At 65.7% G+C, this 20,020-nt stretch carries 16 protein-coding genes; 7 read left to right on the top strand and 9 right to left on the bottom strand.

Annotated features, from left to right (window positions below; all coding sequences use genetic code 11):
* Nucleotides 1-55: 55 nt before the first annotated feature.
* The 5 genes from AC3A4T_RS20205 to AC3A4T_RS20185 all read right to left on the bottom strand — a co-directional run bounded on the left by AC3A4T_RS20205 (nucleotide 56) and on the right by AC3A4T_RS20185 (nucleotide 6,588).
* Nucleotides 56-2,923: a type 2 lanthipeptide synthetase LanM family protein gene (locus AC3A4T_RS20205; protein WP_487677021.1), complete on the bottom strand. Its 2,868-nt coding sequence runs from the start codon at nucleotides 2,921-2,923 to the stop codon at nucleotides 56-58.
* Nucleotides 2,924-3,038: 115 nt separating this feature from the next.
* Nucleotides 3,039-3,224 carry a DUF6229 family protein gene (locus tag AC3A4T_RS20200; RefSeq protein WP_056106709.1) on the bottom strand — a complete coding sequence of 62 codons (186 nt, stop codon included), beginning with the start codon at nucleotides 3,222-3,224 and terminating at the stop codon, nucleotides 3,039-3,041.
* Nucleotides 3,225-3,572: 348 nt separating this feature from the next.
* Complete coding sequence (locus tag AC3A4T_RS20195) at nucleotides 3,573-4,958, bottom strand: MFS transporter (RefSeq protein ID WP_487677020.1); 1,386 nt, start codon at nucleotides 4,956-4,958, stop codon at nucleotides 3,573-3,575.
* A 99-nt stretch (nucleotides 4,959-5,057) separates the two neighbouring features.
* The gene (locus AC3A4T_RS20190; protein ID WP_487677019.1) at nucleotides 5,058-5,534 is read right to left on the bottom strand and encodes a DUF4442 domain-containing protein; all 477 of its coding nucleotides are present in this window, start codon (nucleotides 5,532-5,534) and stop codon (nucleotides 5,058-5,060) included.
* A gap of 22 nt (nucleotides 5,535-5,556) precedes the next feature.
* Nucleotides 5,557-6,588, bottom strand: a complete 1,032-nt coding sequence (locus tag AC3A4T_RS20185) for a phosphotransferase family protein (RefSeq protein ID WP_487677018.1) — start codon at nucleotides 6,586-6,588, stop codon at nucleotides 5,557-5,559.
* On the opposite strand from AC3A4T_RS20185, the gene AC3A4T_RS20180 reads away from it, so the two are divergent.
* From AC3A4T_RS20180 to glk, 7 genes are all read left to right on the top strand, one after another.
* Entirely contained in the window at nucleotides 6,554-6,727 is a 174-nt protein-coding gene (locus AC3A4T_RS20180; RefSeq protein WP_487677112.1) for a hypothetical protein, read from the top strand. The genes AC3A4T_RS20185 and AC3A4T_RS20180 overlap by 35 nt on opposite strands.
* A 765-nt stretch (nucleotides 6,728-7,492) precedes the next feature.
* Complete coding sequence (locus tag AC3A4T_RS20175) at nucleotides 7,493-10,561, top strand: TonB-dependent receptor (RefSeq protein ID WP_487677017.1); 3,069 nt, start codon at nucleotides 7,493-7,495, stop codon at nucleotides 10,559-10,561.
* Nucleotides 10,562-10,853: 292 nt separating this feature from the next.
* Nucleotides 10,854-11,585 (top strand): SapC family protein, encoded by a 732-nt coding sequence (locus AC3A4T_RS20170; protein WP_487677016.1) that lies wholly within the window; start codon nucleotides 10,854-10,856, stop codon nucleotides 11,583-11,585.
* Complete coding sequence (locus AC3A4T_RS20165) at nucleotides 11,569-12,594, top strand: cupin-like domain-containing protein (RefSeq protein WP_487677015.1); 1,026 nt, start codon at nucleotides 11,569-11,571, stop codon at nucleotides 12,592-12,594. The genes AC3A4T_RS20170 and AC3A4T_RS20165 overlap by 17 nt, the downstream gene beginning before the upstream one ends.
* An 8-nt stretch (nucleotides 12,595-12,602) precedes the next feature.
* Nucleotides 12,603-14,141, top strand: coding sequence for a tryptophan halogenase family protein (locus AC3A4T_RS20160; RefSeq protein ID WP_487677014.1), 1,539 nt, complete (start codon nucleotides 12,603-12,605; stop codon nucleotides 14,139-14,141).
* A 4-nt stretch (nucleotides 14,142-14,145) separates the two neighbouring features.
* Entirely contained in the window at nucleotides 14,146-15,894 is a 1,749-nt protein-coding gene (locus AC3A4T_RS20155; RefSeq protein ID WP_487677013.1) for a cellulase family glycosylhydrolase, read from the top strand.
* Nucleotides 15,894-16,880: a glucokinase gene (gene glk, locus AC3A4T_RS20150; RefSeq protein WP_487677012.1), complete on the top strand. Its 987-nt coding sequence runs from the start codon at nucleotides 15,894-15,896 to the stop codon at nucleotides 16,878-16,880. Before AC3A4T_RS20155 ends, glk begins: the two co-directional genes overlap by 1 nt.
* A 98-nt stretch (nucleotides 16,881-16,978) precedes the next feature.
* On the opposite strand, the gene AC3A4T_RS20145 is transcribed toward glk, so the two are convergent.
* The 4 genes from AC3A4T_RS20145 to AC3A4T_RS20130 all read right to left on the bottom strand — a co-directional run bounded on the left by AC3A4T_RS20145 (nucleotide 16,979) and on the right by AC3A4T_RS20130 (nucleotide 19,779).
* Nucleotides 16,979-18,499, bottom strand: coding sequence for a hypothetical protein (locus AC3A4T_RS20145; protein WP_487677011.1), 1,521 nt, complete (start codon nucleotides 18,497-18,499; stop codon nucleotides 16,979-16,981).
* 44 nt (nucleotides 18,500-18,543) lie between these two features.
* The gene (locus AC3A4T_RS20140) at nucleotides 18,544-18,804 is read right to left on the bottom strand and encodes a hypothetical protein (RefSeq protein ID WP_487677010.1); all 261 of its coding nucleotides are present in this window, start codon (nucleotides 18,802-18,804) and stop codon (nucleotides 18,544-18,546) included.
* Nucleotides 18,805-18,898: 94 nt separating this feature from the next.
* A complete protein-coding gene (locus tag AC3A4T_RS20135) occupies nucleotides 18,899-19,345 on the bottom strand; it encodes a hypothetical protein (protein WP_487677009.1) in 447 nt (148 codons plus the stop codon).
* Between the two features lie 116 nt (nucleotides 19,346-19,461).
* Nucleotides 19,462-19,779 carry a hypothetical protein gene (locus tag AC3A4T_RS20130; protein ID WP_487677008.1) on the bottom strand — a complete coding sequence of 106 codons (318 nt, stop codon included), beginning with the start codon at nucleotides 19,777-19,779 and terminating at the stop codon, nucleotides 19,462-19,464.
* Nucleotides 19,780-20,020 lie beyond the last annotated feature (241 nt).

Below are 20,020 nucleotides of genomic sequence, written 5' to 3'. Positions count from 1 at the left end.
GCGGAGAGAACCGGCCGTTCAAGGCGAGAAGACGTCCGCTATCTAGGACGCACGCTCAGGAAATCGCCAATGCCTCCATGTCCGCCACCGTCTCGCGCTCCTTCGCATTTTTCCGCCGGCATTCAAGCAACAACGGCGAAGCCAGATTGCAATCGGGATGCATCCGGTTGAGCGCATGAATCGCCCCAGCCAGACCGGTCATCAGACCAGGCGTGAATGCCTGACGGGTGATGCCGCCGACGATGCCGTGCTCTTCGATCGCCGAGACCACTTCGGCGGTCGCCTCATCAAAATCGATCGCGGAACCTTGCGGATCGAGCGCCGCCGCGCGCACCAGCAATTCCCACAGCGAGAAATCGCCGTGGCAGAGCGTGTGGGTAAAGCCCCATTGGCCGCGCGACGCCGCCACCGCGCGTCGCAAGTCGCGCAGATCGCGCGGATCGCCATTGCGTGCATACAGATCGGCCGCGGCCAGGCCGATGCCGACTCCGCCGTTGCACCAGGTCGGAAAGTTGACCGTGTCCTTCATGCGCACGTCGCGCCAGTTGCCGACCGCCGCGTCGAACAGCGAGTCCTGGAAGGCGAACGCGCCTTCGGCGAGCGCGTTCCAGCGTCGACGATCGTCTTCGCTGCCGGCTTCGGTCTGGACCAGGCGTGCCAAGGCCCAACCGATGCCGTAGCCGCCGTGGGCGAAGCCGCCGATCGGGTCGGCTATGCCCGCGGTGAGCCAGTAGGTACCTTGTTCGTCGACCCGCACTTTCGATTCCAGATGCGCGGCCGCGCGTGCGGCGAGCGCCAGCCAGCGTGGATCGGCGCTTGCCTCGGCGAGGCCCAGCAATGGCGCGATGGCGCCGCAACTGCCATCGGTGATATCGAGGCTGGGATCGTCGTCGAAGCCTTTTTGCTCCAACGCCGCCGCGCACGCACAAGCATTGGCGAGCAATTGCGGCCGCCTCAGCAGATCGTGCAACACCAGCCAGGCCCAGATGCGGCTGCCGTCGCCGGTGAAACCGCCGACCGTTGCCGGCGTTTCGGCCGCGACGAAGGTTTGCAGGGCGAGCAATGCACCTTCGAGCGCTTCATCCACGCCCGCGACCGGATCCGCGCGTCCGTGCGCGACTTCATGGCGGTAGCCGGCCAAGGTCACCGCCACGCCGCCGAGGCCGAAATACGCGTCGGCGCCTAACGGCTGCACATGCCAGCCCTGGCTACCGAAACTTTCCGGCGTGATCCAGGTGACCGAGCCGTCTTCGCCATGCACGGCAAGCTGCAACAGACGCCGCATCGTGTCGGCGGCCAGCCGGCGCCTGCGTTCGTCGAGCCGGTCGCGATGCGGATGGCGAGCGTAATGCGACCGGCTGTCGCGCTGGTCCGGACCATCCGCGCCGCTGTTGAGCTGGGTGACCACCAGCGAACTGCGGATCGTCATTTCCTCCAGTTCGATCCGCATGCCGCGCCAGTTGGCGAGCGTCGCGGCGATGCGTTCGGGCGACAGCGACAGCGCGAAGATCGGGATGTCGCCGTAGCGCAGCGCCTCGATTTCGCCGGCGATATCCTCCGGCGACGGCCGCGCGCCTCCAGTGGCGCTGGAAAACAGAGTGCGGGCGCGCTCGATCGCCTTGGCTTCCTCGTGCAGCGACGCCGGATGCCAGAGCATGCGGCCGATTTCCACGTAGACCTGGGTGGTGCGGCGCACGTCGCGGGCGCGGCAGCCTTCGAACGCGGCGAGCAACAGCGCGAGCCGGCCGTCCGCGTCGAGTCGGCGCAGCCGATGCGAGGCGTCGAGAAAGGCGTCGGTGATCTCATCCCAATAACGCGACACATCGGGGTTCGGGCTGGGATGGTTCTGCGACCGCTCCATGTCCGCCTCGACCAGTTCCACCCGCGCGGCGGTGGTGCCGTCGTCGGCGATCACCGGGACCTGCAGTTGCGGCTGCTCGCCCGGCAAGGAGCCGGCGGCGGACAAATCCGCGCGTCCGAAACCGACACTGCGCGAACGGAACGGCACGATGCCGGTACGCAGCACCGAATCCTGGATCAAGGTCTGGGCGAGGTCGTAGGCCTGGCCATAGTTCGACGACGCGACCGGCCGCGCGGCCGCGAACAGACTCTCGACATCGACCACCACCGGCACCGGGCCGGCCGCGACCAGATTCTCCAGATGGATGTCGGTGCCGCCGAGCAGACGCAGCATCGCCAGCCAATGGCCGAGGCCGCGATAGAAGCGGCGCAGTTCGTCGTCGCCGTCGCAGTAGCGATGATCGATGAAGGCAGCCCAGCCGTAGTCGTCGCGATCGAGCACCGCGGGCACGCGGATGCGTTGCTCCTCGTCGAACAGTTGAGCGAGGAACGCATCGAACACCGCATCGATGCGCAGCGAACGCGGCTTGTACATGACCTGTCCGGCTTCGAAGGTCAGCCGGGCCACGGTCTGCCCGCCTTCGTGCAGGTCGCCCTGGCCGAGGCTGAGCTTGATCAGGCGGCCGAGCGCGGCGCCCATGAACTCGGCCAGCGCCGCGCGATCGGCGATCAGGCGCGCCGCTAATGTTTCGATCGCCGCGCATTGCTGATCCAGCGCGCGTTGCAGACGCTCGCGCAGCGGTGGGTAGCGATGCCGCAGCAGTTCGGCGAATTCCGGGCTCAGCGCCTTGGCGACGAACTGGGCGAAGCGGCCGGCTTCGTCTTCGGCGGTAAGCTCGCCGCCGAGCTTGGCCGCATGCAGCTCAAGCAGCAGCACCCGATTGAGCTTGAGCCGCGCGTTCTCGTACAGGGCTTGCGCGAGCGCCGCGCGGATCAGTTCGGATTCGCGCGGGTCGAGGCCGGCGGGCAAGGCCGCGAGCCGGGAGTCGAACGCGTCGCGCGCGGCCGCGGTGAAGTGATCGATGATCGGACCGAAGCCCTCGTGGATACGGCTTTCGGTCATTGCGACACCGCGATGGAATTTGGGAGAGCGGGCCGTCGGCCCATGAAAGTACCGAATCAGTACCGAGACGACGCGCAACCCGGCTGGATTGCGCGCCGACGACCTCGTGAACGGCTTACATGCAGCAGTAGCAGCGGCCGCTCGGGCAGGTCGATATCGAAGTGGAGTGGGTCAACGGGGTCTTCATCGCTTCGTCCATCGCGATCTCCCCTTCGATGTAGAGCGGTCCCGCCGGATTCTTGTAACCGCCGACGTTGTTGGCGCCGGTGAGCCAGGCGGAGACGATATCGTTGCTTTGCATTGCAGGTCCTCCTTGAGTACTGAATGTCGCCCGGCAGACGGCGGCTCCGTGTGGCGAAACTCCGTCGCACCGGACATCGATTTCGAGCCTTGCGGCCTCTCACCGCGAACCGATTTTCATCGGCGACGTACCTCAAGAGATACCGCCTCGGCACTCTAAACAGCGGTATCGACCACTGTCAAATGAGTCGCGCGCTGAACTTTCGCTCGCGCCTTTCTGTTGCATCGCGACGTTCGGCGAAGGCACGAACGCATTGGATGCGGCGGTCGAAAAACAGGTCGCCGCGATACTTGGCATCGTACACAAGCGCTGCGCAAAGCCGCCGATAGTGACCCAAACCTTACCGGCTCAGGCCGAACCGCCGTCACGGATATAACGCCACGACAAACCCGCCGATACCAGCAGCCCGACCATGCAAACGACGCACACGATTCGCAGGCCGGCATCGATGCGTACCGCATCGGCCAGCAACAGCCCGCACAAGGCCACGCCCAGCGCCGCGCCGGTCTGGCGCACCGCATTGAGCACCGCGGCGGCCATGCCCGACCAGGACCGGTCCACGCTGGCCAGGATCATCGTCGTGGTGGCCGGCATGGCCAGCCCCATGCCGGCGGGAACCGCCAGGAACGCCGGCAATATCCAAAAGTAATTGTCTCCGTGCCCGAGCCGGCTCAGCCACGCGAAGCCCGACGCGCACAGCAGCAGGCCCGACAGGATCGTGACGCGAAAGCCATAGCGCGCCAGCAGCCGGCCGCCAAGCAGATTGGCCGCGATGAAGGCCAAGGTAAGCGGCACATAGGCCAGACCGGTCTGCAGCGGCGAATAGCCGGCGAACTGCTGCAGGTACAGGCTCATGACGAAGATCAGGCCGTAGTAGGCCAGACTGATCGCGATGGCGGACAACAGCGCGATGCTGAAGTTGGGCAAGCGCAACAGCGCCAATGGCAACATCGGTTGCGCGACCCGCGTCTGCGCGATCGCAAACGCGATGGCGCATGCCGCGGCCAAACCGAACCCGCCCAGGACCACGGCATGATCGAATCCCAGGCGCGGCGTCTCAATGATCGCGCCGATCAAACAGACCAAGCCGACCACCGCCAACACCTGCCCGGCCAGATCGAGGCGCCTGTCCGGTTTGCGCGGCGTTTCCGCGATGCGCCAAGCCAGCACGATGCCGAGCGCGCACAGCGGCAGGTTGACGAAGAAGATGCTGCGCCACCCGAGCGTTTGCAACAGCACCCCGCCCAATAACAAGCCCATCGCCGCCGCCGCGGCGCCCGAGGCGGTCCACACCGCCATGGCGCGTGCGCGCTGTATCGGGTCGTGCGCGTAGGCGTGATTGAGCAGGGCCAGCGAGGATGGCACCATCAAGGCGGCGAACAATCCTTGGCCGGCGCGCGCCGCCACCAGTTGGGTCAGGCTCTGGGCGAGGCCGCATGCCGCCGAGGCCAGCAGGAATCCGCCCAGGCCGATCAGAAAACTGCGTCTGGCACCGAAGCGATCGCTGATCGCGCCGGCCGACAGCAGCAACGAGGCGAACAGGAGGGTGTAGGCATCCACCACCCACTGCAGGCCTGCGATGTCGGCGGCCAGATCGTTCGCCAGCGTCGGCAGCGCCAGATTGACGATGGTGATGTCGAGTTGGACCACCATGAAGCCGAAGCAGGCCGCGAGTCGGGTGACACGCAGCAGACGGTCGGAGGATCGAGGCGACGATGGCGATGGGTCGGACATTTTGTTTCCATCGACGAGGTGAGAAGTGGTCCGTTGTTTGCGTGCGTGAAGATCTAATCCACTGCGGTGTCTTCGCCAGCGTCGCGACGCCCGTGCGCGCTAGCGCGAGCGCCACACCACATCCACGTATCCGCGGATCGGCACTTGGCCGCTCGCATCGACCACCTGCATCGCGATGCGCGCCCTGCCCTGGCTTGAACCGGTCACGGCGATGAGCTGCGCCGCGTCGATCGACGCATTGGCCTGGATGTCGCCGCACAGCGGCTTGCGGAAATCGGCCTGCACCGCCTTGACCACGAGCTTCGCGCCGCGCGCCAGATGCTGCGCGATCACCAGCGCGGCGGCGTATTCGCCGGCCAGGCTTGCCGCCATCGAATGAATGCCGCCGGCGCGATTGCGCAGATGACGACGATTGCCGGCCACAATCGACACCTTGCCCGGTTCGATGGCGACGATGCGGAAGCCGTGGGTGCGGAAATACCGGCTTTGCCGGCCCAGCGCCGCCGATACGATCCGGTAGCGCCAGCCGCGCGGAAGAAACGCCAGCCTATCCAGCGAAGCGGACAGATCGCTCATGATGCGCTCATGCCAAATCAGGCTAGGCATGCCGCATCAACCCGCGGCATGTCCAGTTGACGTAATGGCTCAGCACCCAGATGCCGCGGAAGAATTGCCTTTCTTCGCCGCCCTGCACTACATGCCGCTGATGCAGTTCCTGCAAGGTCAGCAGATAGCGGAACAAACCGAAGATCCGATAGAACGTCCAGTCCTTGCTGCCGCGCGCGGACGCGCTCAGGTAACGATCCAGCAGTTCCTCGCGGCCGAGCATGCCGGGCAAGTGCGACGGTTGCCATTGATAGCGCCGCGCGACGAAGTTGTCGCCCGGCTCGGTCCAGTACGACAGCAGGATGCCCAGATCCATCAACGGATCGCCGAGGCAGGCGAATTCCCAATCCAGCACCGCGCGTATCCGCGTCGGCCGCGCCGCATCGAAGACGATGTTGTCGAGCCGCCAATCGTTGTGCAGCAAGGCGGCGTGGCGTTGCTCGGGCACGTGGTCGAGCAACCACTGGCCTATCGCGCGCAGATCGGCGCCGTGCCAGGTCCTCAGCCGGGCGTGGCGGCTCAACCAGTGCAGCAGCAGCTTGCGCAGGTGGCTCGCGCTGGGTGGCGCCAGGGTCAGATGCTTCGAGACCAGCGAACGCGGATCGATCCGATGCAACGCGAGCATCTGCTCCAGCAGGTTGATGCACACCTGCCGCGCATCGCCGACCGACAAAGCGACGCCGCCGAACGATCGCCGGCGAGGCACGATCCCCGGAACGTAGCACATGACATAGAACGGCGTTCCGACGATGCCTTGATCCGCGCACAGACGGACCATGTCGGCGACCGGACAATGCGGCCGCAGCGCGGCCTGCAAGGCGAACTCGCGCCGCATCCGCTGCAACCCGCCCTGCCCCGGCGGCGGCCGGCGCAGCACCAGGTCGTGCGTGTCGTAGCGCAGGCGATAGGTCAGATGCGACATGCCGCCGTCGCAACGCCGGATATCGGGCCGCCCGTCGACATCGACTCCCTCCGATCGCAGCCAGCGCGTGACCGCCGCGACCGCACCGGACGTTTCCGACAACAACGCATCGGTGGATCGCGACGGCGCCGGTTCGGCGCGCGCGCGTTGTACGACGAACTGCCGCGGCCGGATCGAAATTCCGGCCGTGCTTGTCCGATGGCGAAAGCCGAAATCCGGATCGGCGAACCGTCGCGCGTGAGCGCCTGAATCGGTCAACACCACCGAACCGAGACGATGCGGCCCGCGCAGCGGTCCATCGAGACCGGGCGTCGACGCAAGCGTCGTCGGCTTGTCGTACGCGGATGGCCCGCCGCCTGTATCGCCATCGTCCTTGTCGTTCGCCATGGCGCGCCCCTGTCCGACTGCGTCCGCCTTCGAGTGCTCCGCGCAAAATCGGCTGCAGCGCACAGTTCCGTTCACTGCATCCGCGGCGGCAAGCACGCCGCTATCGCGCGAATCGATAGCACGCGTCGGGTCGCATAACCGATACTCGCGGCCGCTTTCCCGGCCCCGGGCGGATCGGCGCGCCTACGCGATCGCGCATATCGGTCGGCGGTCTCAGTTGCGATGCGTGATCGGTTGCCGTGCGTGCGCAGGCGATCGTGGGAGCGTCGCGCGCCCCGGTCAGCAAAGCGTCGGACGCCAAGACACGCGCTGCTACTGCCTTGTTGCCAGGACGAGGAGCGGACGCCTCGCCCGCATGGAACGTCCAACGCGGCGCCATCCCGCCATGAATGCGCACACGCATCGTCCATCCCGCGACGCAAGGCCGTTTCGCGCCATCGCCATGTTGCGCCGCGACAAATAAACCCGCCAAGAAAACGCTTTCTGTCGAGTCATCAGCAGCCTGTGTCCTGTTTTATTGACAGCGCTGTCAATCCACGTGTCAAATCGCCCCGCGGCACTTTCGGGGCACGCAGGATGCACCTGCATGTCCATCGCAAGATCCTGGGGAGGAGTTTCGATGAAGCAAACGCGTGTTGCCCCGCGGCACACCATGCTGGCGTCCGCACTGTTGTTGGTGCTCGGCCAGCCGCTGTACGCACAGACGACCACGACCACGCCGGGCACCGCTGCCGACGAGCAGCCCAAAGCCGATGCCGAGCGCGATGCGAGGACGCTCGACACCGTCGTCGTCACCGGCATCAAGGGAAGCCTGACCTCGTCGATGAACCTCAAGCGCGACGCGCAGGGCGTCGTCGACGGCATCGCCGCCGAGGACATCGGCAAGTTCCCCGACACCAACCTGGCCGAGGCGCTGCAGCGCATCAGCGGCGTGTCGATCGACCGCAGCAACGGCGAAGGCTCGCGCGTGACCGTGCGCGGCGTCGGCCCCGACTTCAACCTCGTGCTGCTCAACGGCCGGCAGATGCCGACCGCGACCGGCGGCCGCGCGTTCGAATTCAGCGACCTGGCGGCCGAATCCATTTCCGCGGTCGAGGTGTTCAAGACCAGCCGCGCCGCCACGCCCACCGGCGGCATCGGCGCGACGATCAACATCAAGACCGCGCGGCCGCTGGACAATCCCGGCCTGCACGCCAATGCCGGCATCAAGGGCATCTGGGACGGCTCCGACGACGATCTTCCGGGCGCCTACAAAGGCGATTCGGTGACGCCGGACGCGTCCGGCATTTTCAGCAACACCTCGGCCGACGGCCGCTTCGGCATCGCGCTGAGCGCGAATTACCAAAAGCGCGAATCCGGCTCGGCCTCGGCGTTCGTGGCCTCGGGCAATGGCTGGCGTCCGTTCATCGATACCCCGCAGCCCAACGGCGAAGGCGCCGGCTCGGCGCTGCCGCTGCCCGGACAGCCCGGTTCGGAGAACATCACCAACCGCCCCGGCCCGAACGACGTCTACTCGATGCCGCAAAGCCTGGGTTACAGCATCAACTCGGTCAAACGCGAACGCGTCAACAGCCAGCTCACCTTTCAGTGGGCGCCGACCGACAACCTCACCACCACGCTCGACTACACCTATTCGCAGAACAAGATCGAGCAGCTGCGCAACGACATGTCGGTGTGGTTGAACTTCACCCCGGGCACGAGTTCGTGGACCAAGGGTTCGGGTTCTTCGCCGACCTATTACGACGAGCGCTACAACGGCAACTCCGACTTCGCCAACGGCGCGAGCAAGACCGCGGTCAAGCGCGAGAACAAGTCGGTCGGCCTCAACGTCGATTGGCGCGTGGCCGACAACTTCAAGCTGAACTTCGACTACCACCGCTCCACCGCCGAATCCTCGCCCGACAGCCCGTACGGTTCGAGCAACACCCTGGGCGCCGCAGGCTTTTTCCGCGCCGGCAATACCATCGACTTCAGCCGCGATTTCCCGGTGCTGACGCTGCACTTGCCGGCCGGCATGACCGCGATCGATCCGGCGCAGATGCTGGTCGCCGGCTCGGTGTTCCGCAACGACATGCACCGCGCGAAGATCGAACAGTTCCAGGCCAACGGCGAGTTCGAGTTCCAGAACTATTCCAAGCTCAATTTCGGCGTCGCCTCGACCGACTACGAAAACCGCTCGGCCTTCACCAACGTCCAGCTCGATACCTGGGGCGGCGCGACCAGCGTCAACGATTACCCCGATTCGGTCTGGCGCCTGCAGCACATGGGCGATTTCTTCAACGGCGTCAGCGGCAGCAACGATCCGAACTTCACCGATTCGTTCTTCCTGTTCGACTTCGACCAGGTGCGCCAACTGGCCGAGGATGCGTGGGTCGCCGCGGGCAAGGGCTCGCGCGAGGACTACCGCGCGTCGTTCGATTACAGCGGCGCCGCGGTTCCGGGCAGCACCGCCAACCGCACCGTGGGCGACAGCCAGGTGCGCGAAGAGTCGAGCAGCTTCTACGTGCAGTGGAGCAATACCTTCGAGTGGAAGCTGCCGGTCAACCTCGCCGCCGGCGTGCGCTACGAGCGCACCAAGGTCAAGGCCTCGGCGCTGCAGCCGGCGCCATCGGGTATCGATTGGCTGTCGGAGAACGAATTCATCATCCGCTACTCCGGTTCGGAGTTCCGCAATCTCGACGGCGACTACAAGTACTGGCTGCCTAGCCTGGACGTGTCGGTCGACCTGACCGACAGCATGAAGTTGCGCGCCAGCTACGGCGAGTCGATCGGCCGGCCTAACTGGAGCAGCCTGAATCCGGCGCTGGGCGTCGGCGGTCAGGCGCGCTACGACGGCGGCGGCGGCGGCGCGGGCAATCCCGGGCTCAAGCCGCTGGAATCGCGCAACTTCGACCTGTCCTACGAGTGGTATTACGGCGAATCGAGCTATTTCTCGGTCGGTTACTTCCGCAAGAAGATCGACAACTTCATCGCCGATCAGGTCAGTCGTCAGACGCCCTATCCGGATCTGCACACGCCCGCGGGCGGCGCGTACTGGAATCAGGCCATCGCCCAGGGCTGCGCCGCCACCGACCGACCGTGCATCCGCAACTTCATCCTCAACACCTACAACGGCCAACCCGGCGTGGTCAGAACCGGCGTCGACGCCAACGGCATCGCCACCGGCACGATCACCGGCCAGCCCGGCGATCCGGTGCTGGCGTTCAACATCACCGCGCCAGTCAATAACCGCTCCGATACGCTCGACGGTTGGGAGTTCAACCTGCAGCACGTGTTCGGCGACTCGGGCTTCGGCCTGGCGGCGAACTACACCATCGTCAATTCCGGTCTGACCTATAACGACGGGCGCCTGGGCACCCAGTTCGCGATGACCGGCCTGAGCGATTCGGCGAACCTCGTCGCGTTCTACGAAAAGGGCCCGTGGCAGGCGCGCGCCGCCTACAACTGGCGCGACAAGTTCCTGACCTCGCTCGGCGACGGCAAGGGCGCCAATCCCGCCTACGTCGAGGCTTACGGGCAGCTGGACATGAACGTCAGCTACGCGGTCAACGACAATCTGGTGCTGTCGCTGGAAGGCATCAACATCACCGACGAGACCATGCGGACCCACGGGCGCAACTCACGCCAGTTGTATTCCTACGATCAGTCCGGACCACGCTATATGTTTGGGGTGCGCTACAAGTTCTGATCGCGGCGATCGCCACGCCTTGCCGGCGACGCGCACGGGCTACTGCTTCGGCGGGCCCGTGCGACGTCGACGGCGAGTGCGCGGCGAACAGCGTCTTCGGTCGCGGTCCGCCGCACGATGCGCCTAGCATGCACGGGCCTTCCGCTCGGTGCGCCGCGGGTCCATTCTCCTGCGGAGCAGCCACCGCGGCCGCAGCCCCGCGGAAACCTGCGCCGCGGCGGGTGTTCCGCGGACATCCGCACCCGCTGGGCGCCACGCTCACTCATGGCCCGCACCGATCCTGGAAACCGCGATGCCCCAAGCCGTCCTGCTCAACAACATCGATCACCACGACCTGCGCGTGATCACCGCCCGCGGTGCTCGCTACGGCGACGACACGATGCTGGCGCCGACGTTTTTTCGCGAGTTCCGCGACTTGCAGGCGCACTATCCGGTGGTGTTCCAGAAGACCGCGGACGGCGGTTTCCAGCCGATGGCGCTGCTGGGCCTGCGGCCGGACGAAAATCTGTTTCTCGACGGCGAAGGTTCCGGCATCCAACGCTGGGACGCGCATTACCTGCCGATCGCGGTACAGCGCCTGCCGTTTCTGATCGGTATCGCCGACGACGAACCGATGATCCATATCGACCTGGCTCACCCCCGCGTCGCCCGTGGCGACGCGGCCGAAGGCGAGCCGCTGTTTCTCGAACACGGCGGCACCACCGCGTACCTCGAGCACATGGCCTCGATGCTGCGCGCGCTGCACGACGGCCTGCGCGACAATGCGGACTTCATCGCCGCGCTGCTGCGCCATCGTCTGCTGGAACCGTTCGCGCTCGAGATCCGCCTGGACGACCGATCCGAGCTGCGCCTGAGCGGATTCCACACCATCGACGAACAACGCCTGCGCGAGCTCGATGCCGCGGCACTGCGTGAGCTGTCGCAAGCCGGCTATCTGGAAGCCGCGTACATGGCGCTGGCGTCGATGTCGCATCTGCGCGACCTGATCGAACGAATGAACCGCCGCCATGCCGCCGATCGCTGAGGCCATCGAGGAACTGCACGGCATCGACGCGGCGGCGCTGCCCGAGGCCCTGCTGCATCCCACCCGACCGTACGTCTTGCGCGGCCTCACGGCGGATTGGCCGATCGCACGCGCCGGCGCGGCGTCGGCGCAGGAAGCGATCGCCTACCTCAAGGGTTTCGCGCGCGACATGCCGGTTACGGTCAGCATCGCGCCGCCGCAGGCAGGCGGACGGATTTCCTATCGCGAGGACATGCTCGGCTTCGGTTTTTCGCAGGAGAAGGCGACGCTACCGGTCGTGCTCGACAGCTTGCTGCAACAACTCAACGATCCGGCAGCGTCCACCATCTACGTCGGCTCGACCACGATCGATACCTGGCTGCCGGGTTTTCGCGAACACAACGACCTCGGCTTCGGCGCAGTGCAGCCACTGGCGAGCATCTGGATCGGCAATCGCACCCGCATCCCCGCGCATCAGGACGTCCCCGACAACATCGCCTGCGTGGTCGCCGGTCGGCGTCGGGTAACGTTGTTTCCGCCGGACCAGTTGCAGAACCTCTACATCGGTCCGCTCGACCGCACCCCGGCCGGGCAAGCAGTCAGCCTGGTCGATTTCACCGCGCCGGATTACCAGCACGACCAAGAACGTTTTCCCCGATTCGCCGACGCCTTGCGCCACGCGCAAACCGCCGAACTCGGGCCAGGCGACGCGGTGCTGATCCCGAGCATGTGGTGGCACCACATGCAGGCGCTGGATGCATTCAACGTGCTGGTCAACTACTGGTGGCGGCAATCGCCGAAGTGGATGGACACGCCGATGAACGCGTTGCTGCTCGCGATCATGAGCGTGCGCGATCTGCCGCCCGAGCAACGCGAGATCTGGCGCGAGGTGTTCCGCCATTACGTCTTCGATGCCGACGCGCAGACCGCGGCGCATATTCCCGAAGCGGTGCGCGGCCTGCTCGCGCCGATCGACGAACTCCGCGCGCGCGAACTGCGCGCGCGCCTGCTACACGGCCTGAACCGTTGAGAGACGCAATGCATAACGATGCCGAGCGCAATGCGAGCGCTGCCAGACCGATCAAGCGCGTGGTGATCGCCGGCGGCGGCACCGCGGGCTGGATGGCCGCGGCCGCGATTTCCAAGATCTTCGGCGACACCCTGGAGATCAGCCTGATCGAGTCGGAGGAAATCGGCACCGTCGGCGTCGGCGAAGCCACGATTCCGACCCTGACCACGTTCCACCGCCTGCTCGACATCGACGAGCGCGAGTTCATGGCCGCGACCCAGGGCACGATCAAGCTCGGTATCTCGTTCGAAAACTGGACCACCGAGCAGCACCGCTATATCCATTCCTTCGGCAGCACCGGCAAGGATCACTGGAGCGCCGGCTTCCAGCATTTCTGGCGCAGGGGCCGCGAGCTCGGCCTGGCCGGCAGCTACGACGACTACTGCGTCGAACTGCAGGCCGCGTTGCAAGGCAAGTTCGCGCATCTGAAGAATTACCGGATGAACTACGCCTACCACCTTGACGCCAGCCTGTACGCGCGTTTCCTGCGCACGATGAGCGAGGGCAACGGATGCCGGCGCATCGAAGGCAAGATCGTCGAAGTGCTCACCGATCCGGATTCGGGCTGCATCACCGCCTTGCGCCTGGAGCGCGGCGAAGTGATCGAAGGCGACCTGTTCATCGATTGCACCGGCTTCCGCGCGCTGCTGATCGACAAAACCCTGGGCGTCGGCTTCGAGGATTGGTCGCACTGGCTGCTCAACGACAGCGCCATCGCCGTGCAGACCACCTCGGTATGCGATCCGGTGCCGTACACCCGCGCGATCGCCGAGAAGTGGGGCTGGCAGTGGCGGATCGCGCTGCAGCACCGGGTCGGCAACGGCATCGTCTATTCCAGCCGTCACGTCGACGACGATGAGGCCAAGCAGGCGTTGCTGGGCAGCGTCGACGGCGAGATCCTCAAGAATCCCTGGCCGGTGCGGTTCCGTCCGGGACGGCGCCTGCAGTGCTGGAGCCATAACTGCATCGCACTCGGTCTGGCCGGAAGTTTCATCGAACCGCTGGAATCGACCACCATCCATCTGATCCAGCGCGGCATCACTCACCTTATCCGTTCGTTCCCGCAGGTGATCAGCCAGGCCGGCGTCGACGAATACAATACCCAGATGGCCGAGGAACTGCAGCACGTCCGCGACTTCGTGGTGCTGCACTACCACGCCACCGAGCGTCGCGATTCGCCGTACTGGGAGTACGTGTCGAGCATGAGCTTGCCCGATACGCTGCGTCGCCGCATCGAATTGTTCCGCGAGACCGGCACGGTGTTCCACGTACCCGGCGAGTTGTTCGCCGAGAACTCGTGGATACAAGTGATGATGGGACAAGGCATCACGCCGAAGACGCACCATCCGACCGCCGACACCATGAGCGAGGTCGATCTGCGGCGGTTCCTCGACGACATCCGCAACCAGGTCGATGCCACCGTGCGCGCATTACCGCCGCACCAGGCTTATCTCAGCCAGTACTGTCCCAGCGCGCCGCGTGCGACGGTGCCCGCCAATGTCGCGTGACTGCATGAACACTCGCTCCGGCAACACGCGAGGCCTCGGCGTCGCGCTGGCTTCGGTTGGTCTGTGCGCGGCGATGGCCTTCGCCCCGAAAGCAGCCGAGGCCGAGGGATTTCTGCGCGCGCAGGGTCAGCAGATCGTAGACGAACACAACCGCCCGGTGATTCTGCGCGGCGTGGGTCTGGGCGGCTGGATGCTGCAGGAGGGCTACATGCTGGGGCTCAGCGGTCCGGGCATGCAGCACACGATCCGCAGGCGCATCGTCGATCTGATCGGCGAGCAGGACACGCGAGTGTTCTACCAGGCCTGGCTGGACAACTATGTCAGCAAGGACGACATCGACACCTTGGCGGCCTGGGGCTTCAATTCCATTCGCTTGCCGATGCATTACGCGCTCTACACCCTGCCGGTGTCGAAAGAGCCGGTGCCGGGCCAGCAGACCTGGCTGGAGGACGGCTTTCGTCGCACCGACGAACTGATCGCCTGGGCCAAGGCCAACGGCGTGTACGTGATTCTCGATCTGCACGCGGCGCCAGGCGGCCAGGGCAACGACCTCAACATCTCCGATCGCGATCCGTCCACGCCCTCGCTGTGGGACGACGCCGCCAACCGCGACAAGATGGTCGCGCTGTGGCGCAAACTGGCCCAGCGTTATCGCGACGAACCCGCGGTCGCCGGCTACGACATCATCAACGAGCCCAATTGGGGCTTCGCCAGCGCCAAGGACAAGAACGGCTGCGAGGAAACCGGCAATGCGCCGCTGCGCGAGCTGTTGGTGCGCACCACCGCGGCGATCCGCGAGGTCGACAAGCGCCACATCGTCATCATCGAAGGCAATTGCTGGGGCAACAATTACCGGGGCGTGCTCGACGCCGGTCTGTGGGACGACAACCTGGTGCTGAGTTTCCATAAGTACTGGAACGGCACCGGCCGCGACAGCATCAAGGATCAGCTGGCCTTGCGCGCGCGCTGGAACATCCCGCTGTGGCTCGGCGAAACCGGCGAGAACTCCAACGACTGGTTCGCCCGCACCGTCGAAACGATGGAAGGCGAAGGCATCGGCTGGGCCAACTGGCCGGTGAAGAAGCTGCGTTACAACAACCCGCTGCAGGTGATCGGCAACCCGGGCTATGAGCGGGTGCTGGCGTACTGGGAAGGCAAAGGCCCCCGGCCGAGCCGCGAACAAGCTCGCGAGGCGCTGCTAACTCTGGCCAATCACGATATTCGCCTGCAGAACAACGCGCGCCACCCCGACGTGGTCGATGCCTGGCTGCGCGCGCCGCGCGACGACCGCAGCCTGCCGTTCAAGCGCAATGCGATCGCGTCCGGCGGCGGCGAGGTGGCCGCGGTCGATTTCGACATGGGCCGCAACGGCGTGGCCTATTTCGACCTGACCGCGGCGAACGAAAGCGGCAAGCCGAGCGGCGACTGGAACCCGTCGCAGTTGTATCGCAACGACGGCGTGGACCTGATTCGCGATGCCGACGGCCTGCGCGTGGCCGCGATGCAGAACGGCGAATGGCTCAAGTACACGATCGAGGTCGAGGCTGCCGGCAACTACGCGTTGACGGTGCGCGGTACCTCGGGCCGTGTACGCACGAAGGTCAACGGCAACGCATTGGCGCCGATCGATGTCAATCAATCGCAGTCGGTGGCACTGCCACACGGCCGCAACACGCTGGTGATCGAGGCAGTCTCGGGCACGCCCGACCTCGCATCGCTGCAACTGCAACCCGTTTCCGGAGACGCTCGCTGATGCGGGTACTGGTCAGCGACATCGGCGGCACCAACGCGCGTTTCGCCATGGCGGAACTGGCGCGCAGCGCGCCGCTCCTGCACGACAGCGTGCGCGAGTATCCGGCGGCGGATTTCGCGAGCGCCGCCGATGCCGCGCGCCATTTCCTCGACGAACTGGGCGAGCGCGCCGAGGCCGCGGTGTTCGCGGTAGCCGGCCGCGTACGCTTGGAGGAAGCACAGATCACCAATCATCCCTGGCAGATCCGCGCGCCCGAAATCGGCGCCGCGCTGGGGACGCCGCGGGTGGCGCTGATCAACGACTTCGCCGCGCAGGCGATGGCGATCTCGCGTCTGCGCGCGGACGACGTGGTCGCGATAGGTGCGGTCGGCTGGCCGGGCTTCGACACGCGCGCAACGCAAACCTATGCGGTCATCGGACCGGGCACCGGCCTGGGCGTGGGCGGCCTGCTGGTTCGCAACGGCCGCTGCTTTCCATTGGAGACCGAAGGCGGCCACGCAGGTTTCGCACCGTCGCAACCGCGGGATTTGCGCACGTTGGAATGCCTGATGCGCCGCTTCGGTCGGGTGTCGTGCGAACGACTCGTATCCGGGCCCGGGCTGGTGAATCTGTATCTGTCGGTGTGCGAGGTCGAAGGCCTGGCAGCGGAGTCGTTGTCGCCCGCGCAGATCAACACGCGCGCGGCGGCCGGGGATGCGCACTGCCAGCAAGCCGTGGATCTGTTCTGCGCCGCGTTCGGCTCGATGGCCGGCGATCTGGTATTGACCCTCGGCGCCTGGGACGGCGTATTCCTCGCCGGCGGCGTGGTGCCGAAGCTGTTGGATGCGATGCGCACGCGCGGCTTTCGTCAGGCCTTCGAAGCCAAGGGCCGCTTTTCGCCGGCCATGGCCGACGTGCCGTCGTTGGCGGTCGTGCATGCCTGCGCGGGCCTGCTCGGCGCGGCGGCATATGCGGCGGAAACTTACGAACCGATGGTGGTCGGTTAGCGGTCGCCGGATGCGTCGGACCGATTGCTTTCCCGGCGGGCGCCGACGCCGTGGCATTGGCGCGGCAGCCTCGACTCGCCTGAAGTCGGCTGCCGCCGTCAGCAGCTGAAAAAGAACGGCTTGCCCGGCGTGCCCTTGCCCAGGGTGCCGGTGTTGATATCGAGCGAGTACCACAGCCCGCCGCGTCGCAACGACACCGGCACGGCGCCACAACCGGGTGCCGCATCCTGGAAATCGTCGCCGAACGGCGCGCGGCCGGCCCCGTCGATCACCGCATAGCCGCGCGCGCGTTGCAGTACCAGGAAGTCCTGAGTCTGCATGTACAGCCGTCCCTCGAAGCGTCCCACCCGGCGCGGCTCGCCGCGAGCATCGAAACGGAACAACTCGGTGTTGCCGTCCTCCGACGGCAACACCAGCATTCCTGATCCGGTGATCGCGGCCCTGCAGCCGTTGAGGCCATGCGGCGCGCGGGCGAACGGGGTCAGGTCCAGGGTGAGGAAGACACAACCATCGCCCTTCATGTCCAGCGCCAGCGCCACCAGCGTATTCCACCGCCATAGCGCCGCCGGTTGCCCGTCGGTCAGCGCGCGCAGCTCGATCACCTTGGTGATGCCGTCGGCTGCATGGTGCGGGCCACACTCGCTCAACAGTTCGACCCGCTGCTTGGCGAATGCGATCCACAGTCCGGCGCCGTGTCCCGTAGCCTGCTCCTGACTTGGCTTCGACGCCGGACACCTGTCGATTCCGCCGCTCGCGGCATCGACGAATTCGATCGAATCGAAACGCGGCGGCAGCACTTCGCGCAGGTCGGACGCGAGTATGCCGGTCGCGCCGGCATCGGCCTTCGGCGCATACCAGTACGTCTCGCCGCCGCTTCTGCCGCGATAAGGCGAAAGGTAAGCGTAATAGTCGGAACGCCGCACAAGCGGACGATCGCCGGGCCCGATGCGGATCAGCTGCATGCCCAGGGGATCGCCGCCGACCAGCACCACGCTGCCGTCGTCGTTGATGTGATCCACGCCCAGACTCGCATGGGCCAGCGGCAACACCGTGGCGCCGTGGACGTCGATCACGCCCTGACAGCTCCCGCGCGCGACTTGCAGCAATCGGTCATTGATCGGCTGCATGCGGTCGAAGATCGGCGGCGTCAGGCGCCGACCTTTTTGCTCCAGGCCGAATCGCCACAAGCCAGCGGCACTCACCGCATAACGGCGAATGCCCTGGTCCGGCGCGATGTCATCGTTCTGCTCGTCATAAAGCGAATTGAATGCATCGCCGTCGGGCTCGCCGTCGAAACGGCAGGGCCCGGCTGCTTCGCGCAGCGCGCGCGCCGAGGAGAAGTCGATACTCGATCCGGTGTGCACCCCGGTTTCGCTGGCGACGCTTACCGTCGACCAGAACAGGTATAACGCAAAAAACCATGCTCTTTTCACCAACCGACTCCGTTTTCGCGAGCTGCAACGCCTTCCGTTGGCTATGAAGCCGGCCACCGCCCATAACGGAATCGCCCCTGTAAGGCATGAATTATGCATCGGGGGAGATCGACCCGGGGCGAACCGCCGTTCGTGCGGTTGCCTTGCACGGTCAAGGCGGACTCGTGCGTCCACACTTTGCGTCATCGAGGCTTGAATGCGGTCTGCCGCGAAGTCGCTTGGGCTTGAAGTCAGATATCGGCAGCGGCGCCTGACGAAACGGCGATCGTGATGGCTTCCTGCAGATGCTCATGGCGCCACGTGCTCGGACCGCGAGCGTGCGCGGTAACGCGAACGGCGCCATGCGTCTTGTCTTGCCAAGCGACCTGACACTCGATCTCGATCAGCTCCCCGCTCACGTCGACGACTCGGGTCGAAGCTGCGCATCCCGCCAAGGCGATGAGCGCCGCCTCAGGGAGGTTGCGGATGGCCTCCAGTTCCCTCAGCAGCACGGCGTATGCGTCCGAAGTTCTCATTGATGAATACCCATGCGCGTAACGGCGGGATTGAACCCGGCCACGCGGCGATTCAGTTCGGGATGATTTTTCACCTGCTACAGGCCGCCTTTACCTTGGAAGTCCAGTGCGGATCGCCAGGATCGATCGTAACGACACGGAAGCCGTGCCTGTCGCCTTCCGCTTCGACTCCGGCGGAGTCATCGACCAGCAAGTCGATCCCGAATGCCGGCGGGTATTTGGACGGGCTGTAGGGCCGGCCGCGCAAGGCGTTCGCATGGGCGGTTGCATTCACCACGCCGCCGAGTCGAATTCCCGCGCACAACAGCCAAAGGTACAAGTAACGCTTCGAGCGCAGCGAGGACGTGTATATCCAGACCTCATGCCCATCGGCCTGCAGTTCGCGCATGAGCGCGACCGTGCCTTCGCGCAAGGGTTCGCGAAAAACCAGACGCATCGGCAGCGGCAACGACGAAGACCGGAATTGCCCTTGACCCAGCGGAGTCAAAGTCCCGTCGATATCGAAGGCGATCCGCATCTGAAGTTGGCCTGGGACTTCGGTCAATGGCGCCATGCCGCGGAAAGAGCGCGGCGCGAAATCGGCGGCGGCCGCATGCCACGACCGCCGCCGGCGTCCGCACGAACGAACAAGGCTTATTGCGCGCTGCGGTCGCTCCGCGGGCTCTGCGCCTGGGCGATCTGGATCGGGCGCGGCAACGGATTTTCGACCATCGGCCGCAGCAGGTCGGTGAACGGCGCGGCGATCGGGTTGGTGCAGAAGGTCTCTTCGCACAGCGCACGCGCTTCTTCGCAGACCTGTTCCTGCTCCGGCGTGTCTGCGTGGATCATGCAACGCACGAACAGCCAGGGGCAATCGTTGCAGGCGGCGAACGCGCTGGAAACGGGCATCAACGTGGCGACGACGGTGATCGAGCCAAACAGCAATGGGGTCAGCAAGCGAGACTTGAACATGACGATCCTTCCCATGGGTGGCGCCGACTCATTCGGCCCGGTGAGATTATCACTTGGCCGATCCCGCCGAAGGCTGCATGGCGAAGCGCCGCGAGCGACCCGCGCTTGGATGGAAATCAGGACGCAGCGCGCATTAAGCGTCTGACCGCCGTCGACAAACCGGACTAAATCGACGTTTGATTTGCGGTTGAACCGAGCCGCGACGCGGCGACAGCCCGCAACCATCCGCCCTATCGATCAC

Source organism: Lysobacter sp. Soil_N_51 (assembly GCF_057655755.1).
Note: the sequence above shows the minus strand (reverse complement) of the source record. Positions and strands in the feature narration are given on the sequence as shown.

Bases quoted from the DNA above. Each gene is read 5' to 3' on its own strand.
- AC3A4T_RS20135 (WP_487677009.1), bottom strand. From the start codon at position 19,345: ATGCGGATCGCCTTCGATATCGACGGGACTTTGACTCCGCTGGGTCAA.
- AC3A4T_RS20170 (WP_487677016.1), top strand. From the start codon at position 10,854: ATGCCCCAAGCCGTCCTGCTCAACAACATCGATCACCACGACCTGCGC.
- AC3A4T_RS20175 (WP_487677017.1), top strand. From the start codon at position 7,493: ATGAAGCAAACGCGTGTTGCCCCGCGGCACACCATGCTGGCGTCCGCA.
- AC3A4T_RS20165 (WP_487677015.1), top strand. From the start codon at position 11,569: ATGCCGCCGATCGCTGAGGCCATCGAGGAACTGCACGGCATCGACGCG.
- AC3A4T_RS20205 (WP_487677021.1), bottom strand. From the start codon at position 2,923: ATGACCGAAAGCCGTATCCACGAGGGCTTCGGTCCGATCATCGATCAC.
- glk (WP_487677012.1), top strand. From the start codon at position 15,894: ATGCGGGTACTGGTCAGCGACATCGGCGGCACCAACGCGCGTTTCGCC.
- AC3A4T_RS20160 (WP_487677014.1), top strand. From the start codon at position 12,603: ATGCATAACGATGCCGAGCGCAATGCGAGCGCTGCCAGACCGATCAAG.
- AC3A4T_RS20200 (WP_056106709.1), bottom strand. From the start codon at position 3,224: ATGCAAAGCAACGATATCGTCTCCGCCTGGCTCACCGGCGCCAACAAC.
- AC3A4T_RS20195 (WP_487677020.1), bottom strand. From the start codon at position 4,958: ATGTCCGACCCATCGCCATCGTCGCCTCGATCCTCCGACCGTCTGCTG.
- AC3A4T_RS20190 (WP_487677019.1), bottom strand. From the start codon at position 5,534: ATGAGCGATCTGTCCGCTTCGCTGGATAGGCTGGCGTTTCTTCCGCGC.
- AC3A4T_RS20130 (WP_487677008.1), bottom strand. From the start codon at position 19,779: ATGTTCAAGTCTCGCTTGCTGACCCCATTGCTGTTTGGCTCGATCACC.
- AC3A4T_RS20145 (WP_487677011.1), bottom strand. From the start codon at position 18,499: ATGACGCAAAGTGTGGACGCACGAGTCCGCCTTGACCGTGCAAGGCAA.
- AC3A4T_RS20155 (WP_487677013.1), top strand. From the start codon at position 14,146: ATGAACACTCGCTCCGGCAACACGCGAGGCCTCGGCGTCGCGCTGGCT.